This is a genomic window from Sphingobacterium anhuiense (assembly GCF_042686355.1).
In the GTDB taxonomy this organism is placed as follows: domain Bacteria; phylum Bacteroidota; class Bacteroidia; order Sphingobacteriales; family Sphingobacteriaceae; genus Sphingobacterium; species Sphingobacterium anhuiense.
Map to the genome: position 1 here is coordinate 848,478 of NZ_JBHUPE010000004.1, position 19,563 is coordinate 868,040.

Below are 19,563 nucleotides of genomic sequence, written 5' to 3' on the forward strand. Positions count from 1 at the left end.
TTCTATAAATACTGAGGCAAGTTCACTTTTCCAAAAGACAAACAATATTCCGGTAAAGATAAAGATCCATAATTTATGACGGGGAAATATCGCTGACCAAAAAATAGGAAAAATAAATAACCCACAGAAATCAGAAAGTTTTCCGGTAAACGCATTGTGGAAAGTTGCTTTCATATAAAAATCATTGGCGATCAATAGTACGAGGCAGAAGATAAAAAGCGGTGACAATAACTTTTTTAGACGGTCATACATGCTTATAGAAGTTTATTTATATATTAATACAAGTTAATTAATTTAGTAACCGTGTGCAATATTCATTCTAGTCTTCAGAACCTTATCAAGACGAATAATAGATCCTGCACCTTTAAGAATATAAAGTATCAATGACAATGATTATTTTTGGTAAATAAAAACGCGAAAAATGAATTTCAAAACGATCATACTTTTAATTTTAGTCGTCATTATTACGATTTTTTTTATGCAGAACACTGCTCCGGTAGAATTTTGGTTTTTTGGTAAGCACATCTTCGCATTATCATCAATTATAGCGATCACTCTTTTTATCGGGATCATCATTGGGGGTATTTTGTTGAGACCTAAGAAAAGAAAGACAGAAGTGATTCAAGTAAATCCAGCTAATCCATCAGAAATTGAACAATCTTCAGTTCCAAATTCAACTTTAAGTAATGAAGATCGGGATTATATTTCTTAATTTTAAAAAATTAATTCCCTATAAATGAAAGGACAAGAAAGGACTTTGTAATTAAATAGTCGTTTTATTTGCACTGTATGCTAGTTTTTTCTACCTTTGCATCACTCCAAACAACGAAGGAAACTTCAAAAAAGAGTAAGATTCCGTAGCTCAGCTGGTAGAGCAATACACTTTTAATGTATGGGTCCTGGGTTCGAATCCCAGCGGGATCACAAAGGAAAAGCTAATCGCAAGATTAGCTTTTCTTGTTTAAAAATATTAGGATTCGAACATCAGCATTGGTATGGGTTCGGGGATAGCTATCTAACATTTAAAACTGTTGCAAGGCTTGTTTTACAATATCCTTGTTGGGCTTAGAAATAGGTATTTTATCTCCAGATATTAAGAGTAGAATACCTCCATCTTCTTTTAGCCAACTTTTTACATATTTCGGGTTTACTAAATGGCTTTGGTGAGTTCTCAAAAAACCGTTGGGTCGTAACAAATCTGAATACTCTTTAAGTGATTTAGAAACCAATATCTTTTCACCATTCGAAAGGAAGAAGTGGGTATATGTGTTATCTGCTTCGCAACGTATAATTTCTGATAGTGAAACATACCTTATTTCGCTTTGCATCGGTAAGGCAATTTTGCTTATGGTCGGTTCAGGCTTTTTAAGCTGTTGCAATAAAAAATCGAGTTGCGAGGTTTGTATTTGCCTTGTAAATTTGCGCTCGGCTTTTTTTACCGCATGCATTAACTCTTCAATATCAATCGGTTTTAAAAGATAGTCCAAGGCAGCAAATTTTATCGCTTCTATTCCGTATTGGTCGTAAGCAGTAACAAAAATAACTTCGAAATTACGCGTTGGAAGTAGTTTTAGCACATCAAAGCCTGTCTGATCGCCCATTTGAATATCCAAAAACACTAAATCTGGCACATATTTTTCAATAACATCAACTGCATCACCTACACTTTGCGCTGTTGCGATTATAGTTATCTGCGGACAATGCTTTTCTAGCAAAATACGGAGGTTTTCTAAGTTAGAAATTTCGTCATCTATTAAAACTGCTCTCATCATATTATAGCCAATCGGTTAATGTTAAGCTTATTTTAGTACCGTGAGAATTTGATTGTATTGCTAAGGTAAAGTGATTTTGTTTATAAACACTATTTAATAATGTTATTCGACGATCAGTCAACAGCAACCCTAAGCCATTATTCTTATTTTTCGTGTCAAAACCATTCCCATTATCAGTAATATGTAACACCAAATTGCTCGCTTGCTTAACAAATTCGATCACAATTTTTCCTTCACTAGCTTTTTGCGATATGCCATGCTTCACCGCATTTTCGACAAAAGGCTGTAGCAACATACTGGGAATTTCAGTGTTATCTAAATCTAAGTCTTCGGAGTGATTAATTTCGTACTTAAAGCCGAATCGCAATTGCTCCATTTGTAAGTAATCATCCAATAATTTTTTTTCTTGAGATAAACTAATCAGTTCTTTATCATCAAGTACATTACGAGTTAACCGAGCAAATTTAGATAGAGATTTATTGGCATTGTCGATATCGTTTTTGTTCATTAAATTTTGAATACCAGAAAGTGCATTAAATAGAAAATGAGGATTTAATTGAGACCGAATTAAGCTAATTTGAAGCTTCGCCTTATCTTTTTGCTGTTCATTTTCAGCCAGCATTTTCTTATTTCTTTTTTTGTTAAAGTAAAGGATAATAAGAACTGCTAATCCAATAGAAAATAAAACGACTAACGTATATGTTAAAAGTTCTTTTTTGCTATAGTTCTCTTGATCTAATGTTATGGAAAGAGTATATCTGCTTGTATATTTTTCGATATCTTTTGATGCTGACATATCCCACTTGATCAATGGTTGAATACTAATTTCGTAATCTCCAGATTTTTTGAAAATGTTTTTGTTCATCTTAACATAAGGTGAAAGTTTATGTTCATCGACATAGCCCCCATATTGCCATGAAACTGACTCAAAGATTGTTTTATTTGTTTGCTTATCTTTTATGGAGATAGAGTAAACATAATCAATATCAGATCTGTCTTTAACAATAGTAAGTTCATCGTCTTTCTCTGTAAAAACAATAGCTGTTGTTTGTTTTGGATCAACTATATAACTGTAGTCAACTCCTTGATCAATTTCGAACCGCTTTGCAATAACCTTTATTTTAGCTTTTGGAATAGGATTTCCGTAAAAAACAGACTTGTCTATATCTAGAGGCTTTTCGATGCTGTAGACTAAGGTTGTAATGGTTTTTCCGTTAATAGGAAAAACACCAAGTGTTGTCGATCTGAATGATTCGTCTGCCCTATCGATATCTCTAAGTTGCGGTAGGTCTATTGGCTTATTTACAACTATTGGTTTATCATCGGCTAAAATGCTATACCGATAATTCTGTACATGGTCTTTTTTTCTGAAATAGATTTGGATACTTACATTGCTGATTTCAGGTAAATAATTAAAGTAAGTGTTAGGTTGATTCGCGAATGTATTATCATAATAGAAATTTTCTGCAGTACTATCAAGACACATAAGAAGCTTGCCTCCAGCAGCGTAGGTGTGTGAAAAATTAATGCCTTTTTGTGCATTTACTGTAGATAGCGTAATAATAAGGCTGAGAAGTGTGAAGATGATCCGTTTCATAATATTAAGTTTAATTTGTCTCAAACTTATTGCAATAGTAATAAAACTAAAACCATAAAACAGCAAAGGCAGTGTTTGAAATAGTAAATGTAGTATTCTATAGAGAATTTAAAACTTTTATCTTTAAAAAACAAGTATTATTAAAAGTTAAATTTTTAATATTTGACTATGCGGCGATACACATGAAATACTCAGGTTTGTTGATTGTTTAACAACTCATTACCCTAATCCATTGATTTCATTGCAGCGAATCTTTTAATAGATAGCAAATAAGAAAAGCTAATCGCAAGATTGGCTTTTCTTATCAAATACAATAGGAATTCGAAAGAAACGTCGACAAAAGTTGTTTAGTTTATCTATTGTAGTTTGGCTTGGTAAACACAATTGGTATCGGGTTAAGTCGCACCCAGTTTGTTGCAAGTTCACATAGGAAATTAAGATCATCAGCAAATCCAGTATTACGAATATCTTTGATATAAGTCTTAGCTTCTTCAAGTTCAGCAGCAGATAAAGCATGCTCCGAAGTTAAGTGCAGGTAAAATGCATCCAACATTTTTTTGAAATCAATGTTCCAATTTCCCCCCCCATTTCGGTATATTTCATCACGTACTTTCCCTGCAATTCGCACAACCTCCCCTTGCACTGTGTCAGCATTTCCCTTTGATGGCACTAATGATTCCCACAATTCTTCAAATTGTTTTTCCCAGCTTGTTCCATTTGCAATTATTGGTGATACACCATCATGCATAATACGTTTCTTAACAGGTACAACTTGATATATCTCATAGAGTTTGCTTAATGCCTGGTCTGTCTCTTGTAAATAGTCTTTATTAAAATTTTTCCGATGAAATTCAAAACCTTCTCCTATTCGAATAATTTCATCCTTCATTTTTTGAGTGATTTCGGATTCACGTTGCAGTAATATTCGCGATATTTCCACCAAATGTACAATGTCAATGTTGTTTGCACTACTTAAAGCTCGCTCGAGGGGTGTTTGTTTATATGAATTTAGCGCTTTGGTATCTGCACCATAGGTTACAAGTTGTTTTACAGATGAAACATTAAAACTACTTCCAGCCGCAAAATGTAGGGGTGTGTCCCCATAGCTATCCACTGCCTTGACATTCGCGCCCAATTCTAAGAAGACAGCTAACTTGCCACTTCGCATCATCGCATGTTGATGCAGTGCTGTACGTCCATAACTATCGACAGCTTCGATGTCCGCTCCGCTTTGTACCAACCAGCGAACAAGTTCATCCGGAACATTGAAAAAACTAAGAGCTGTTGCTTTTCCATAACCACCTCTTGCATCGAATTCACACGTATCAAATACTTTTTTAAGATTGTCTATGTTATTTTCAGTAATTAATTCACTGAAGTTTTTTGGAAGTGTTTTTTTCTTTTTTGCCATTATTTATCGGTTTCGGATTCAATAAAAATTATTGCCAATGTTTTGGACCCTTACGAAATTCGGTATTACAATTTCATTAATCCAAATTTAATACAAAAGTTTCATAGTGTTAGTCTCATTCAATGACTTTGATCTAACGCCAGTATCACAAATTCTAATGTGAGCAGCTTCACATATCCTTGATGCCGACAAAATATGTTGATCTCAATAAACGCAGAAAGATTAGTATTTCAGATTCAGTAAAAAACGGTCATTAGATATGAAGAGTCTTAGTAATTCATTCAACTCATTCTATTGACTGTCAAAACAAAAGCTCGTATTATTATTTAAATACGTTCTTCGATAAGCTCTTTATTTGCAGTCATTCCTGTCAATGTTCCCATTGCTACTGCGTTAGCGACTGTTCGCATTCGTGTCGCTGTATCGCCGCAAGCATACACACCGTTTATGGTAGTTTTTTGAAAAGAATCAATTTTCAGGTAACCGTCTTCGGTTAATTCACATCCCAGTTGTTCAGCAATGCTACAATTTTGCTCAAAAGGCAGTTTTGTATAAATTGCATTTACCATTTGCTTTGAACCATCTTTAAAGATGATGGTTTTGACTTTTCCGTTTTGGTGCTCAAATTTCTCGATTTCTATTTCTACTATTTCAATAGCATGCTTTTCAAGTAGATTTTTTTGTTCGTCAGTCAGTGTTGCTATTCCATTGGTAAAAAGGGTTAACTTTTTTGTCCAATTTGATATCAGTTTTGAAAAATCAAACCCAAAATCACCATTCCCAAGTATACCAGTTGTTTCATTTCTCACTTCGTAACCATGACAATAAGGACAATGCAGGACAGAAATTCCCCAGCATTCGGAAAAGCCAGGGATTTCGGGCATTATATCTTTTATACCTGCAGCAAAAACTAAATTAGATGTTGTGAATTTGTTGCCAGATTCGGTTTCAATTTCAAACCCTTTTTCGATTTTCATACCTTTTGTGGCAAAACCACTATAGAATGTAATGGTATCGTACATCAATACCTGTTGTTTTGCTATTAAAGAAATTTCTAATGGGGTTTTTCCGTCTTGTGTTAAAAAGTTGTGCGAATACGGTGTCTGCCTATTACAAGGCTCACCACTGTCGATTATCAATACATTTCTTAAAGCTCTTCCAAGCGCCATTGCCGCGGCAAGTCCAGAATAGCTGCCTCCTATAATAATTACATCAAATTGATTTTCGTTTTTCATTATTTTTCTATCTACAAAAGAGTTAAAAGTAAGAGGCAGGAGAAATACGGACGTCAAAACCCCACCTTGCTTCATAAAAGTTCTTCGGTTAAAATTTGTCATTGTTATTTATACTCTTCAATACATAATGTATAAAAGGCAAACCCAAAAAGACCATCCAAGGAACCAATATTACGGTTAAGATGAGTGTCCTCACATACAATGGGAGCTCCGCTAAAAAGCTTCCAAATAATACGTAGAAAAGCGTTATCGAAGGATAAATTACTAACCATATTTTAATCGATTGGATCATCTTACTTTTGTTATTCATTTCAATTATTTTAAGGTTTGATAATGTTTCCTGTTCCAGCGCCAAATAAACTTTTTCTGAAAAGATATTCTAACTGTTTCATCGTTGTTGGAATTTCTCCTGGGAAATAAGGAAAATAATGGGGTGAATTTTCAATGACTGAAGGACTGACTGCATTGATACGAATGCCATTTTGCAACTCAATAGCCGCGGCTTTCACAAAACTTTCTACAGCTCCGTTTACTGCTGACGCATTTGCAAAATTAATTTGAGGTTCGTGTGTTAGCGCACCTGTGATCAAGGTAAACGAACCTTTAGGATTAATGTAATGCTGGCCGATTAGTACCAAATTGATTTGTCCCATCATTTTACCTTCAATTCCTTTTTTGAAATTTTGGTCGTTCAAATTTTTCCATGGACCGACAAATGTCTCTCCAGCGGTAGTAACCAACGCATCAAAGGGGCCTATCTTTTCAAACATTGCTTCGATAGACTGGGTGGATGTCGTATCGACTTGGATCTCTTTAGCTGATCGACTGGTTCTTATTAATTCATGGCCTTCACCTTCTAGCACATCAGCTAAATAAGTACCCATAGTACCTGAAGCACCTACAATTACAATTCTCATATTTCATCTTGTTTTTAAATTCTTTTCAAAATTACTTGATGATAAAGCTTGTTTTGTAGGACAAACGTGTAATCCAGTGGTACTTATTTAAAGTTTTTTCGAAATGCTTCTGGCGAATAGTTGGTATTCTTTTTAAAAAAACGGATAAAGTAAGAAGGATCTTCAAAACCTAAATCGAATGCAATTTGATTTATTTGATTAGTGGTCGCTAATAAATTTCTTTTTGCTTCAAGCACTATTTGTTCATTAATGAGTTTTGAGCACGATTTACCAATAGTTTCCTTGGTTATTTTATTGAGTTGGAATGTGGTAAGATGCATCAATTCTGCATATTTCGTTACTTGCTTATAGTTTACAATGTTCTTCTGTAATAATTCCAAAAACTCTTCTAACTGGTTTTGAGAATATTCATTACCATTCTTTGTAATTTCTTTAGGACTACTACTCTGTCTGACAAGTTCAATAAAAAGTATTTCAAGACTTGCTTTTATAACATCCTTGTAATGCTCCCGTTTACCTATATACTCTTCAGAAATAAAAGCTAGTTGTGCTAAAATTCGACCAAATCTGTCGACAGAAAGTGGGCAGTAATTTTTATGACTTACTTTTCGTAAAACAAAATTAACGGGTTCTTCTTTTGGTGTATAAAAATCACGGTTAAATTGCATCAAATAGCCTTTACTACCTTTTTTTAAAATAAGTTCATGCACCTGCCCAGGTCGCATGAAAAAAACAGCATAATTGTCAACAGGATAGTTTGTAAAATCAATACGATGTTCACCCTTTCCCTTTTCTAAAAATAAAACAAAAAAGAAATCATGCCTGTGAAGATCTTGTACCAAGTCTTTTTCAGAAAGCATACTTTCAATCTCCCGAATAGCAAATCCCTCTGAAAAATCGGGTTCTTTAATTTGTCTTATGCTTATTTCTTTCATTTATTATATATTCAATAATTTTGCTCTGATGATAATGCCAATTACGGCCAACTAAAGTTTGTGAAAGACTATTTTTGTTCTTCGGTATTACTTTCTGGAATTGATTCACCCCGTTTTTTGAAATCTTTTCTTTCTTAATGTCAGTTTAGATAACTGATATTACTTCTTGATCTGTCATGCTATCGCAAATTGAATCTCTATTTCTGAACCTCCGTCTCTGTAGAACCAAAAAAGGAATATAAGAGAAGGGAAGCCGCTCTTTTTGCTTTACTGTTTACAGGAGCAATTTTTAGACTCAATTCCATATTTTTTAATATACCATCCGATCCCCAAGTGATATCTTTACCAGAGCCATTAGAGATTGTTCCATCTTCTTTGATGACGAGTACAACTTTTCCGTCATTGGACAGTAACTCATTACCTTTTAAATGGACCAATAGTTTTCCTGTGTCAGACTTCAATTCTCCTGCTGCCGTAATAGTACCGATAAATTCTTTACCCACATAGCACTTTCCTTCCTTATCCATACTTAATATAGCTTCAGCAGAACCGCCATCGCTATCCAGAATCTGAAATGCCTCTAAAATAATGACCGGTTTATTTTCTTGTTTTGGTTCGACTTGAACAGTAACGACTGAATCTGCAGAGGTATACTTAGCAACGTTATTTTGACCTGCCCAAGATAATAAGAAGAGAAACGTTCCGTTTAACAATAGTGTTCCCATGACGAATAATTTAAAATTAATAAGTAAGTATTCCTTAGTTTATTGTAGTGTTCACGTCGTGAACTTTATATTCATTTGGCCTAATCCCGTTTTACTCTATCTATCCAGGTGTACAATTTTTTCAATCTAATTCCACTTTTAAGATTGATTTGATCTTTTGCTTCTCAAAAGTAAGCTCATAAAAGAACTTCTTCTCCTCATTCAGGCTTTGAAAAAAATCTTCGGAAGATTGCATCGATTCCGTATAATATTTAAAATCATCAGACAGTTCCTGGCTTTGTTCTATTGTGGAGATACAATCCAACTCATAAATAAATTTTTCACGTTCATTCTTACCATCGGCATCACTAATAGATGCAATTGCTGTATGGATAGTAGCGCAATTAAACAGTAATACCTTCCTATTTTTCTCATTTCTCAACCGAATGTTCGTGGCAAATAAAAGACGGTCTATTCCGACCGTCTTTTCACAGTCGCAATTGTGGTCCTTTGCATTATGAGTAGCCTCTATTGTAGCACTATGACTACAAGAGAAAAGCAAATATACTGTAATCAAAAGCATTACTTGTTTCATGCTATCCTTTTAAATAATTATTAAGATATATCAACTGAAGATTCTGATTGTGCATGCTTAACGCATTAAATGTAAAATACTACTTTCTATTATTTAAGTCATGATGTAAAAACAAACTTCTTAATTAAACTTAGTCGAATATTTGTGTATTTACAAAAGACGATCTTATAATAAATAGTTTATTTGCCTTTTACTGATCAAATCATCGCCAAAGCTATGCCAAATAATCAAGAAATTGAAGGTATTGTCAATTCTATCAATCACAGGAGGTTAAGAAGTCCTATCAGTTACATTCAAGAGATTGATCCATCCCTATCGTGATCATAAATCAACGAATATATTTACTTGAAAAATTACCACAACAGGGATAATATCGCTTCTTTAAAACGCTAAGACGTATGTATACATGACGTCTTAGCGACTAGATTTTGAATGATCCCTGACTCCGATTACGCCCTATAGATAGGAAGCAATACAACATTGATAAATAAATTCTTAAACGGATTAAGTCATTTGGCTATTGCATTATCATAGCCATTGATTGAATTTTTTGATATACCATGTTTTAACAAACTGTGTCAGTGTGCAGTAAGAAGCTAGTATGGCTATAAGCCAAGGAAAATAACTCAGTGGCAATTGTTGCATATATAATGCACCTGCAAAAGGTGAAAACGGAATCAATACCCCGATAACCATAATCAGAGAAGTTAACGCCACTACAGGCGCAGTAGCCCAACTTTGGATAAATGGAATTTTTCGCGTGCGAATCATGTGAACAATCAATGTCTGCGAAAGTAGTCCTTCAATAAACCAGCCGCTCTGAAATAGACTTTGGTGTTCTGGACTATTCGCTTTAAAAACAAAGAACATAACTGCAAATAGCGCATAATCGAAGATGGAGCTAATTGGCCCAATATAAAGCATAAATCTTTTAATGCCTGAAGCATCCCATTTTTTAGGTTTCTCAATGAAATCTTCGTCCATTCTATCCCATGGAATAGATACCTGTGATACATCATATAGTAAATTTTGCACTAATATTTGCACCGGTAGCATCGGTAGAAATGGCAGAAAAGCACTGGCGCCCAACATGCTGAACATATTTCCGAAATTGCTACTCGCAGTCATTTTGATATATTTGATGATGTTTCCAAAAGTTCTTCTCCCATAAATTACTCCTTTTCTCAAAACCATCAGGTCTTTTTCGAGCAAAATTATATCAGCACTTTCTTTAGCAATATCCACCGCTGTATCGACACTGATTCCTACATCGGCATCTCTAAGTGCGGCTGCGTCATTAATGCCATCACCCATAAAACCAACTGTATGACCTTTTTCTTTAAGTATTTTAACAACCCGAGATTTTTGAACCGGGCTTAATTTTGCCAAAATAGAAACCTCTTCAACCTGTTCCTTTAATTCCATATCAGTCATTTTTTCAACATCAGCCCCCAAAAGTACCTGATCAAAAGGAATACCTACATCTTGGCATATCTTCTTGGTGACAATCTCGTTATCACCTGTCAATACTTTAATATTCACACCTAACTTCTGTAAAGCTTCAATTGCTGTTTTAGCGGAGGGTTTAGCAGGATCAAGAAAACCGATAAATCCAGTGAGCGTCATCTTTTGTTCATCTTCTAAAGAATAATTCAGTGCTCTGTCATCAAATTCACGTATAGCAACCAGTAAAACCCGCAGCCCTGCTTCATTTAGTTTACTTGACGTTCTTAAAATCATTTTTCGCATCGCTTCATCCATAGGCATTACCTGATCTGATTGAATATGTAGCTGTTTATCATCTCCCGGATCAAAGGCGTGACTGCACAAATTAAGCATTTCTTCTACCGCTCCTTTACAAATGAGCAGATGTTTACCATTTCGTTGTTTTAACACAACAGACATTCTGCGTCTTTGGAAATCAAAAGGAATTTCATCGACTTTTAAAAAATGCTCTTCCACTTTCAGGTAGTCATGTAATTCGACATGTTCGAGAACAGCAACATCGAGCAGGTTTTTAAGGCCTGTTTGATGAAAACTATTCAGATAAGCCCATTTGAGTACCTCTTCATCTTCCTGTCCGAAAATATTCAAGTGTCTTTCCAAAACGATTTTATCCATAGTCAGCGTACCCGTTTTATCTGTACACAGCACATCCATCGCTCCAATATTCTGGATGGCATTGAGCCTTTTGATAATCACTTTGTGCTTACTCATATTCACTGCCCCTTTTGCAAGATTTGCAGTTACGATCATGGGTAGCATTTCTGGGGTCAGACCTACGGCAACGGCAATTGCAAAAAGCAGCGCATCCCACCAGTTTCCTTTAACGAATCCATTGATCATGAAGATCAAGGGCACCATGACGACCATAAAACTGATCAAAAGGTAGCTCACTTTATTAACCCCGATATCAAAATTTGTTTCGGTACGTTTACCCACAATAACTTTACTGAGTGAGCCAAAATAAGTTTGATTTCCTGTATTGACGACAACTGCTGTCGCATAACCACTTACCACATTGGTTCCCATAAAGCAGATGTTATCCAGCTCTACCAGTGGTTTCTCCTCAGCATCCCGAACAGCCAAACTTCTCTTTTCTACGGGCAAAGACTCTCCTGTCAGCATAGATTGACTTACAAAGAGATCTTTAGATTTTACGATACGGCAGTCTGCTGGAATCATATCTCCCGCAGATAGCAAAATGACATCGCCAGGCACTAATTTCTTAATATCAAGCTCTTCCTTTTCAGTCATATTCCTTAAAACTGTCGCGGTAGTTTTTACCATGCTTTTAAGTTGCTCAGCGGCCCGATTACTCCTATATTCTTGAAAGAACCTGAGTAGAGAGCTTACCATCACCATAATACCGACCATTACAACCGTTTTATAATCGGTCTCCCCCGGACTGGCCAACCATACATCCAATATAAAGGAGATCGTGGCAATAATAAGAAGTATGCCAATAAAGGGGTTGATAAATGCCTGAAATAGTTGCTTTATCCATGTAGGCGCTTGTTCATGGTGCAACTCGTTAAAGCCAAATCTACTTAACCTCTCTTTGGCTTGTATAGAAGATAAACCGCCGATATGGCTTTCCAGCATGGCGAAATAAAAATCCTGATCCGATCTTGAAACATTTTGCAGCTTGGTCGCAGCAGCCTCATCACTACCTTTTGACATAATTTTTCTTCTGTCAGTAATCGTTTTATCTTTTAAGCGCTCTTTTACGTTAATCATGATATTAAATAGATCTTGTTAGTTATACAATTGGAAATGAAGCGATATCACACCAATCATTATCAGATATTTTAAATTATTATTAGTTTTTGGATATTGTTCCTTGGGTTATTAATCTATCTACGATGGGGCTAAAGATCATTCTCCATACCAGCTTTATTCCAGCTAACTTCAGAAACTTCATGTTCAATCGTTAATCGTCCCGCAATCCGCTCCATAATCACATCTTCATTGCTATTTGCCAGTATTTCAGCCATTATTATTGCTCTGCTTGCGTCTCCATCATCAGTACTTTTTAGCGATCTTAATAACAGTTTTTCGTCACTTCCAGTGAACTGAAGTAATAATACTCTCAAATGATTCTCCACATCTTGTCTGCATTTTATAATTAAGAGATACGCGACTGGATTATCAGCACTATTTACAGGTATACGGCTTAACATTGTACCTAAAGGACGCATCACCACGTGCGTAATGATCAGAAAGACGGTAAAGATGGTGGCTTCAGAAAGAAATCCCAATCCGCAGGATGCTCCTATGGAAGCTGAGCACCACAGGGTAGCTGCTGTATTTAGTCCCCTTACGTTCACACCGTCTTTCATTATTACTCCTGCACCAAGAAATCCGATGCCACTTACGACGTAAGATATTACTCTACCGGAAGCATCTCCGCCAACTTTCACCCCAAGTGAAACGAACATGCAGGCGCCAAGACATACCAACATATTGGTTCTTAGTCCGGCCATTCGCTGTCTCCATTGACGTTCAGTGCCGATCGCTGCACCAAGTGCAAATGCGATAGATAATCTTAAAATAAACTCAAATAGTGTCATTGGCCCTCCTATTTTTAGTGTGTGTGAGGCTATACCTGACCGTATATAACAGTGAGGATGATAATCTTAAAAAGAGGTGCCTGAATGGGTAATTTTGCTTGTCACAGATGCGATCCACTATAGCGACCACCATCATTGGTCTTATAACTGAAGCGATTGAGCAGTCATACACGACAAGATCGTGTGTATATTTTTTAAACAGTTTTGAAAAATGAAACATAACGTTGTTTTAGGCCTGCAATCGGCATAAAACAACGTTATGATGATTCGCGGGCAATTAAATAATTATCTCTTGTGTCTTTGAATGGGGGCCTGAGTCCATATTGTTTTTGTTTAAATGTGTTGCAAATATAAAATGCATACCGCTAACACGCCATTAGAGGATCAACAGAAATTTATTAGAAATTTATTAGAATTTGGAGAGAAGATAAATGTGAAATTTCATTGATCAGCGTAGGACCACTATGCACCACATAGATTATCGAGTCACGATTTAGAACAACGATTTTTGAGCAGGAGATAAAAATTCCGTCTAGGATTAAAATCTTTTATAGTCATGCCTATGATAGGGAGTCATCGCATTAGGAATATCTATTGCAATAATACCTATTACTCATGAAGTGAAAACAAGATGGTGAATAGCTTAGATTTAAATTTGACAAGCTTTTTTAAGTTCCCAAAAATAGAAATTACTCATCCATATTGTAATTTTTTGCAAATGGGCTAAATGCACAAAGGTATCACTTCCGGGAAAATACCTGTTTATCCCAGATTGATATTTTCTGTATACCGATAGACTTGGTCCGGTATATCAGTTTATTGTTTTCTATCGTAATTTCACTGTAAGGTGCATGGTGATCCTTATCCTCGGGCATGACCAATGTGTCTTTCTTGATATATGCCTTATAGACATCGCCATGCTCTCGGCTTTGGTATTTACGGGTCCAATCGATGATCGTCGCAAATCGGTCATTATCAAAAGTTATCTGCAGGCATCTGGTCGTTTTTCTGTCAATCCATGTTCCACCATATTGTTTTTGGAGCTGTGTTATCGTGACAGATTTTTGGCTATAGCCGTTTGATGGGTATAAAAACCAAATGATTAGAAAAAGAAAGATCTTTTTAATGGCTAGCATAACGTTAAATATAAGAATTTCCGTTTAAACCTTTTCAAAATAGGATGACAGAACTGACGGCAGCGCCGACATCGATCTAAAAGTATTATGCTCACCGCTGTCATGTTCCGATTATAGTGCTTTACACTAATCACGCAGCACTAAGTTCATTAAATATTAAGCTGTCAATTCAAATCTTCAGCTATCTTAAAGTTTGATCATAAAAACACAAAGTTGATGATCATTCCACAGTTTGCTACTCTCTATTTTTTGAATATATCAGACATTGTTTCCTTGTCTAATACAGCCATGTCAAGTAGTTTCAATGATTTTACCATGGTAAGCGTAGTCGTTTTATACTTTTGAAAATGTGGAGTTTTCAGATGTTGCTGGTAAGCCTCATCGTTGGCGTAAATTTCCAAAATACGGATCTGTGATCGATCAGCTTTAATGTACATCGGAAAAATGGCTATTACACCTGGTTCTAATTTTACAGAGGCAGCTGCTTCTTCTTTTAAAATAGCACAGTATGCATCAAAATCTTTCGGATACACTTCAATTTCCGAAATTCGCACCAATTGTTTATTGCTATTAATCGTAGTATCCTGAACTGAGCTTTGTGCAAATATGATTTGACTACTTATTAGCATCACAAGGATTGTCAAAAATGGTAATTGGAATATATTTTTCATCTTTTTATTTGTTTGTTGGCAATAGCATATTCTTCCTCTGAAACGGCCTGTAACCAGGTCACATTTTCTTCTTCTTTATAATTGGTGATCGCAATGTGGATCATGCCACTTACTGCAGATGCGCCATGCCAATGCTCCACAGCTTCAGGAATATTGATGATATCCCCTTTTTTAATCAACTGGGCGACTTGACCTTTTTCTTGATAAATGCCTGTACCATCGGTGATAATCAATACCTGACCTCTGGGATGTGTATGCCAGTTTGTCCTTGCTCCAGATTCAAAAGTAACATTGCCGAGGGCAAAATCATTATTTTCATATTTTTCTTGCAACAGATTTAGAAATGCATTTCCTGTAAAATATCCATTGGTTATTTGATTTCCTTTTTCAAATATTTCATTTATTATATGTTCCATATCCTTCTATTTATTGGTGTTACATGAAAATTGCATTCGGTCGTCATGACTACAGGTATAACCTTCTTGAATAGTTATTGTTTTTAACTCAGGTCTTTGACAATCTATTTATTTACATCCAGTACAAAAATCCTCATTTAATAGAAAATATATGGTATATAAATCACGGAATCTCTTACCAATTTTACTGATTTATCATTACACTGATCGGTGTTATATAAATTTAAACTAGCTCTTTGACGCCTAAAATAGATAAACTATCAATTTAATTAAACGAAATCAATAAATTTAAAATCAATATATTAATCATGTGTCACATTGTTAATCAGAATTTAAGGTTTTCCAAGCTTCAAATGTCATTTCGAATTTGATCTCACCTTTTCCATGCATACCCACCTCCTTCCAACCCGCAGTTTTGTAAAATATTGAAGCTCTTGTACCGTGTGCAGTTCCCAGCCATACAGTTTGCTTTGTTTTATCAAAATACCAATTCAGCATAATATTGTGCAGTTTCTTTCCAATGCCCTGTTTTTCATAGTCTGGATGCACAAACAATGCCCAAATATTATAGTCAACTAGATCAACAATTGAAAAACCAACAATACTCTGGTCAATTTCACAAATCCAACCTCTCCCTCTTCTTATTAAAAAATCTTCACAGTCCTCATCACTTACCAAATTAGGATCTGAAAGCATATTTTCCTTGACAGCATTTCTCACAACTTGTATCTGTGGGATGTCTTCTACTCTTGCTACTCTAAATTTCATTCTAATTTTTAATGAGTGGTTATTATTGCATTTCTTTAGGAATTGTGTTCAAGTTAGCTTATTTGTATATCGTAAATTTATTATGAGACAGGTTAAATCCAAGATTTTCATATATGGCAATATTCTCAATTCGCTTTTTGTTTGTGGTTACTTCAATACTTTTCAGGTTATTTTGATCAGCAATCTCCATAATTTCATTAATCAATTTTCGCCCTATTCCTTTGTTTCTGAAATTCTGTGTTACGTAGAATTCTTGAATTTCGCCGACCAGTCCACTATGATGTAACAGATACTGCGTATGGAAAGTTATAAATCCCATTTTCCCATCTAAATTTTCAGCAATCAAATAATAATAATTTGGGTTTTTAATATTGTTATTAAATATCTCTTCAATAATTTCTTTATCTAAGATTTCATTTTCAAGTGCACACAAGCAATCATAAACAAAGTCAAAATCCGTGCTTTCAATTCTTCTAATAGGTGTAGATAATTCCATAAATTTTTATTGCAAAAAGTATAATTCAATTTATTTGTTTAAAAATGATAATTATAAACGAAAACTCCTAAATAAACTGGAACATAAGACTCTATAGAAGCTTTGAAAAGATGCTGGATCATAAAAAAATGATCTCCGTATTCTTCATCATTTTTTGTATTTTTAAATTTTAAAAGAAAAACAAATGCATTATCAAGAGTTCCTTCCTGAAACGTCTTTACAAGACTACATCCGATATTTTTGGGTATTGGAAGACGACACAGATAATTTTAGCGTTAAGTCATTTAAGATCATCCCAGATGGAATACCTTCATTGATCTTTCAAGAAAAGCCAAACCTCTTTTTTGATATGCATGCTCAGGCAGCACCGCAGTTGTATATTCAAGGGCAGTCAACTAAGTTTACAGAGCATCGGGTTATGGGTAATTTTAGGATTATTGGAGTTTATTTACAGCCAACAGCTTTAAAGACTATTTTTAATATAGATGCTTTCGAATTTAATGATCAAAAAGTTCCGCTAGAAGATATTATAACAGAACCAATTCTTGAAAAACTTATTAATGCAGTCTCTTTAAAGCAAAAGATTAAAATTATTTCCAACTTTTTATTAAAACACATAAGCAAAGTAGAGCGCAATACTGAGAAAGCTACAATCGCATCCTTATTTCTTCAAAACGGAAAAACGCTTAAAGAAACCCAAAAAGAAATGAATTTGTCGGAACGCTCGCTCGAGCGGTTAATAAAACAATATGTGGGTATGCCTCCAAAGATGTTTTCAAGAATTATGCGTTTTCAATCTGGTTTAAACATCTTACGACAAGCTGATTTTAATAATCTTACAGAAATCGCATATCAAATCGAGTATTTTGATCAATCTCATTATATTAGAGAGTTCAAAGGATTTACAGGGACCAACCCTGAAAGATTCATGCTTAATGCAAACGAAAAGTTGCTGAATTTTCCTTTATGGGATGCTTCTAAATGATCAAATCCATCCTCTAAAATTCTTTCTTTACCACTCTGAAGTATTTTTATGTAGAACTGTCGGTTTTATCCAATTCTACAATAAATATCACCCATACTTTTGTACTCGAAATAGCTAGATCTTTCATAACATAGATTTGCATCACTATTTCACAAAATTTATAGTTTTTATTTAAAAAAAATGAGTATGAACAACACGCAAAAAATAGCTAGGTTAAACCCTAAAAATGTTCCGGCACCTGTCGGGAACTATTCACATGTTACGATCATTCCTAAAAATTCCAATCTATATACTTTTTCTGGTCAGATAGGTATTGATAATAATGGATCCATTCCATCATCTATGAATGAACAGGTGACTTATACATTTTTAAATATAGGCCAGCTTCTAGATAGTCAAAATTTATCTTCTGATGACGTTATAAAAGTCAACATATGGGCTACGGAAGAGATTGATTGGAATTTTCTAAATGCAAAATGGGAAGAATTATTCGGGAAAATCTATCCCTCGATGACTATTGCTTATGTAAAGGGACTAGGACTCGAGGAACTTAAAATTGAAATTGAAATCTGGGCTGCTCAACAATAACAATTCGAAGCTGAGGTTATTCTTACTACTTAAATTAAAGAACTTCTGCTATTTTTTAAGCTGGAGGTTCTTTAATTTACTTAAGAGTCCTTCAAATCTGTTGATTGTGATAAGAATACCACAGAAAGTCTGTTTTATAGTCAAATGAGCGATCCATAATTTCAAAACCAGATATTTGCCAGTGTAATTTAACAAGATTTCGATTGACATACGTTGGATTCGATCGTTTAAGAGTAAATATTGAAACTCTCGCTGAAAATAACTATTCTGTTTTTAAGGAAATTTCTACTTATAATATATTTTTCTGATCAGCTTCTCTTTGATTTCAGGTTCGCAATTGTAATCAATATTTTCGAGCAGTTTTGGTTCTTCTGTTTTAACTAGACTTTTTTTGTTATCCACTTTTTTATTTGTTGCGACTTTCTTCTTTGCTGGACAATAGGTTTGTTTAATGCGTTCTATCCAATTGCCATTTTTATCATACTGATACAAATACTCATATTCGCCACCAATTTCAAAATATTCTCCTTTTTGGACATAATCCCATTCTTTACGTTTTTCGTATATAAGCAGATCTTTGTTATTATACTTATACTGATAATTTGATAAACGGTTTGCTTGATCATACGAGCTTATTTGTCTTTCATTTTTGGAAATTTCCAGAATGACTTTTTTACGGAGTAAATTGTTGTTCTCATTCAGTACTTCTTTAATTTTCTGACCTTTTTCATTATAGCTATAATAAAAATCGAGAAAATTACTTGAACATGAACGACTAACTTGTTTATGAGCCACTAGATTTAAACTGTCCGTATATTGATACTGAATAACGCAGGTGTCGTTTTTAAATTCGTCAATTTCAAGTGTTTTTTCTAATCGGTTCTTGCTGTCATAGAAATTTTGATTCGTGTGATATAATGCACCTATTTTATTGTAGTATTTTTCCGCTGTAATATTGTTATTGTCATCATAAAACTCAACAAAACTATTTCGTAAACTTTCTTTAATCTCTTTCTTATAATTTATTGGGATCGGCCCTCCCATCAAAGAAAGATTTCTTTCGGACATATAATCATTAGTAACAATGAAGTCTATTTTCGCATGTTCTTGAGTTTGCCCCAAACACAAGGTATGGAACAATAAAACCACTACAACAAGTATTACGTTTATACTTTTCATAAGCCTAAATAAATCATTGATAACGATGTTTATATACAATAAGTATTGATGTAATTTACTATAAAATTGCACTTACCATTATTTT

At 34.6% G+C, this 19,563-nt stretch carries 19 protein-coding genes and 1 tRNA gene; 4 read left to right on the forward strand and 16 right to left on the reverse strand.

Annotation, left to right across the window (positions count from 1 at the left end; all coding sequences use genetic code 11):
- Window positions 1-421: 421 nt before the first annotated feature.
- Together ACFS6I_RS09215 and ACFS6I_RS09220 are read left to right on the forward strand one after the other, a co-directional pair.
- Window positions 422-712: a DUF1049 domain-containing protein gene (locus ACFS6I_RS09215; protein WP_021192051.1), complete on the forward strand. Its 291-nt coding sequence runs from the start codon at window positions 422-424 to the stop codon at window positions 710-712.
- Window positions 713-851: 139 nt separating this feature from the next.
- Window positions 852-924: transfer RNA gene (locus ACFS6I_RS09220), tRNA-Lys, on the forward strand.
- A gap of 98 nt (window positions 925-1,022) precedes the next feature.
- Here the strand turns inward: ACFS6I_RS09220 and ACFS6I_RS09225 are convergent.
- From ACFS6I_RS09225 to ACFS6I_RS09295, 15 genes are all read right to left on the reverse strand, one after another.
- Window positions 1,023-1,772, reverse strand: a complete 750-nt coding sequence (locus ACFS6I_RS09225) for a LytR/AlgR family response regulator transcription factor (RefSeq protein WP_380919832.1) — start codon at window positions 1,770-1,772, stop codon at window positions 1,023-1,025.
- A 1-nt stretch (window position 1,773) separates the two neighbouring features.
- Complete coding sequence (locus ACFS6I_RS09230; protein WP_380919834.1) at window positions 1,774-3,369, reverse strand: sensor histidine kinase; 1,596 nt, start codon at window positions 3,367-3,369, stop codon at window positions 1,774-1,776.
- 352 nt (window positions 3,370-3,721) lie between these two features.
- A complete protein-coding gene (locus tag ACFS6I_RS09235) occupies window positions 3,722-4,780 on the reverse strand; it encodes an ankyrin repeat domain-containing protein (RefSeq protein WP_380919836.1) in 1,059 nt (352 codons plus the stop codon).
- Between the two features lie 326 nt (window positions 4,781-5,106).
- Entirely contained in the window at window positions 5,107-6,117 is a 1,011-nt protein-coding gene (locus tag ACFS6I_RS09240; protein ID WP_380919838.1) for an NAD(P)/FAD-dependent oxidoreductase, read from the reverse strand.
- Between the two features lie 218 nt (window positions 6,118-6,335).
- The gene (locus ACFS6I_RS09245) at window positions 6,336-6,932 is read right to left on the reverse strand and encodes a short chain dehydrogenase (protein WP_168126579.1); all 597 of its coding nucleotides are present in this window, start codon (window positions 6,930-6,932) and stop codon (window positions 6,336-6,338) included.
- Between the two features lie 83 nt (window positions 6,933-7,015).
- Entirely contained in the window at window positions 7,016-7,867 is an 852-nt protein-coding gene (locus ACFS6I_RS09250; protein WP_380919840.1) for a helix-turn-helix domain-containing protein, read from the reverse strand.
- 197 nt (window positions 7,868-8,064) lie between these two features.
- A complete protein-coding gene (locus tag ACFS6I_RS09255) occupies window positions 8,065-8,592 on the reverse strand; it encodes a hypothetical protein (protein ID WP_380919842.1) in 528 nt (175 codons plus the stop codon).
- Window positions 8,593-8,713: 121 nt separating this feature from the next.
- Window positions 8,714-9,166 carry a hypothetical protein gene (locus tag ACFS6I_RS09260; RefSeq protein WP_380919844.1) on the reverse strand — a complete coding sequence of 151 codons (453 nt, stop codon included), beginning with the start codon at window positions 9,164-9,166 and terminating at the stop codon, window positions 8,714-8,716.
- A 528-nt stretch (window positions 9,167-9,694) separates the two neighbouring features.
- Window positions 9,695-12,406 carry a magnesium-translocating P-type ATPase gene (gene mgtA, locus ACFS6I_RS09265; protein ID WP_380919846.1) on the reverse strand — a complete coding sequence of 904 codons (2,712 nt, stop codon included), beginning with the start codon at window positions 12,404-12,406 and terminating at the stop codon, window positions 9,695-9,697.
- Window positions 12,407-12,537: 131 nt separating this feature from the next.
- Complete coding sequence (locus ACFS6I_RS09270; protein WP_380919848.1) at window positions 12,538-13,239, reverse strand: MgtC/SapB family protein; 702 nt, start codon at window positions 13,237-13,239, stop codon at window positions 12,538-12,540.
- Window positions 13,240-13,979: 740 nt separating this feature from the next.
- Window positions 13,980-14,375 (reverse strand): hypothetical protein, encoded by a 396-nt coding sequence (locus ACFS6I_RS09275; protein WP_132839827.1) that lies wholly within the window; start codon window positions 14,373-14,375, stop codon window positions 13,980-13,982.
- Between the two features lie 242 nt (window positions 14,376-14,617).
- Window positions 14,618-15,046 carry a putative quinol monooxygenase gene (locus ACFS6I_RS09280; protein ID WP_380919850.1) on the reverse strand — a complete coding sequence of 143 codons (429 nt, stop codon included), beginning with the start codon at window positions 15,044-15,046 and terminating at the stop codon, window positions 14,618-14,620.
- Window positions 15,043-15,462 (reverse strand): (R)-mandelonitrile lyase, encoded by a 420-nt coding sequence (locus ACFS6I_RS09285; RefSeq protein ID WP_380919852.1) that lies wholly within the window; start codon window positions 15,460-15,462, stop codon window positions 15,043-15,045. Before ACFS6I_RS09285 ends, ACFS6I_RS09280 begins: the two co-directional genes overlap by 4 nt.
- A 321-nt stretch (window positions 15,463-15,783) precedes the next feature.
- Window positions 15,784-16,230: a GNAT family N-acetyltransferase gene (locus ACFS6I_RS09290; RefSeq protein WP_380919854.1), complete on the reverse strand. Its 447-nt coding sequence runs from the start codon at window positions 16,228-16,230 to the stop codon at window positions 15,784-15,786.
- Between the two features lie 58 nt (window positions 16,231-16,288).
- Window positions 16,289-16,726: a GNAT family N-acetyltransferase gene (locus ACFS6I_RS09295; RefSeq protein WP_183913069.1), complete on the reverse strand. Its 438-nt coding sequence runs from the start codon at window positions 16,724-16,726 to the stop codon at window positions 16,289-16,291.
- Window positions 16,727-16,910: 184 nt separating this feature from the next.
- Between ACFS6I_RS09295 and ACFS6I_RS09300 the strand changes: the two genes are divergently transcribed.
- Entirely contained in the window at window positions 16,911-17,711 is an 801-nt protein-coding gene (locus tag ACFS6I_RS09300) for a DUF6597 domain-containing transcriptional factor (protein WP_380919857.1), read from the forward strand.
- A gap of 186 nt (window positions 17,712-17,897) precedes the next feature.
- Window positions 17,898-18,299: a RidA family protein gene (locus ACFS6I_RS09305; RefSeq protein WP_380919859.1), complete on the forward strand. Its 402-nt coding sequence runs from the start codon at window positions 17,898-17,900 to the stop codon at window positions 18,297-18,299.
- 285 nt (window positions 18,300-18,584) lie between these two features.
- Here the strand turns inward: ACFS6I_RS09305 and ACFS6I_RS09310 are convergent, their stop codons facing one another.
- Window positions 18,585-19,478, reverse strand: coding sequence for a hypothetical protein (locus ACFS6I_RS09310; RefSeq protein WP_380919861.1), 894 nt, complete (start codon window positions 19,476-19,478; stop codon window positions 18,585-18,587).
- Window positions 19,479-19,563 lie beyond the last annotated feature (85 nt).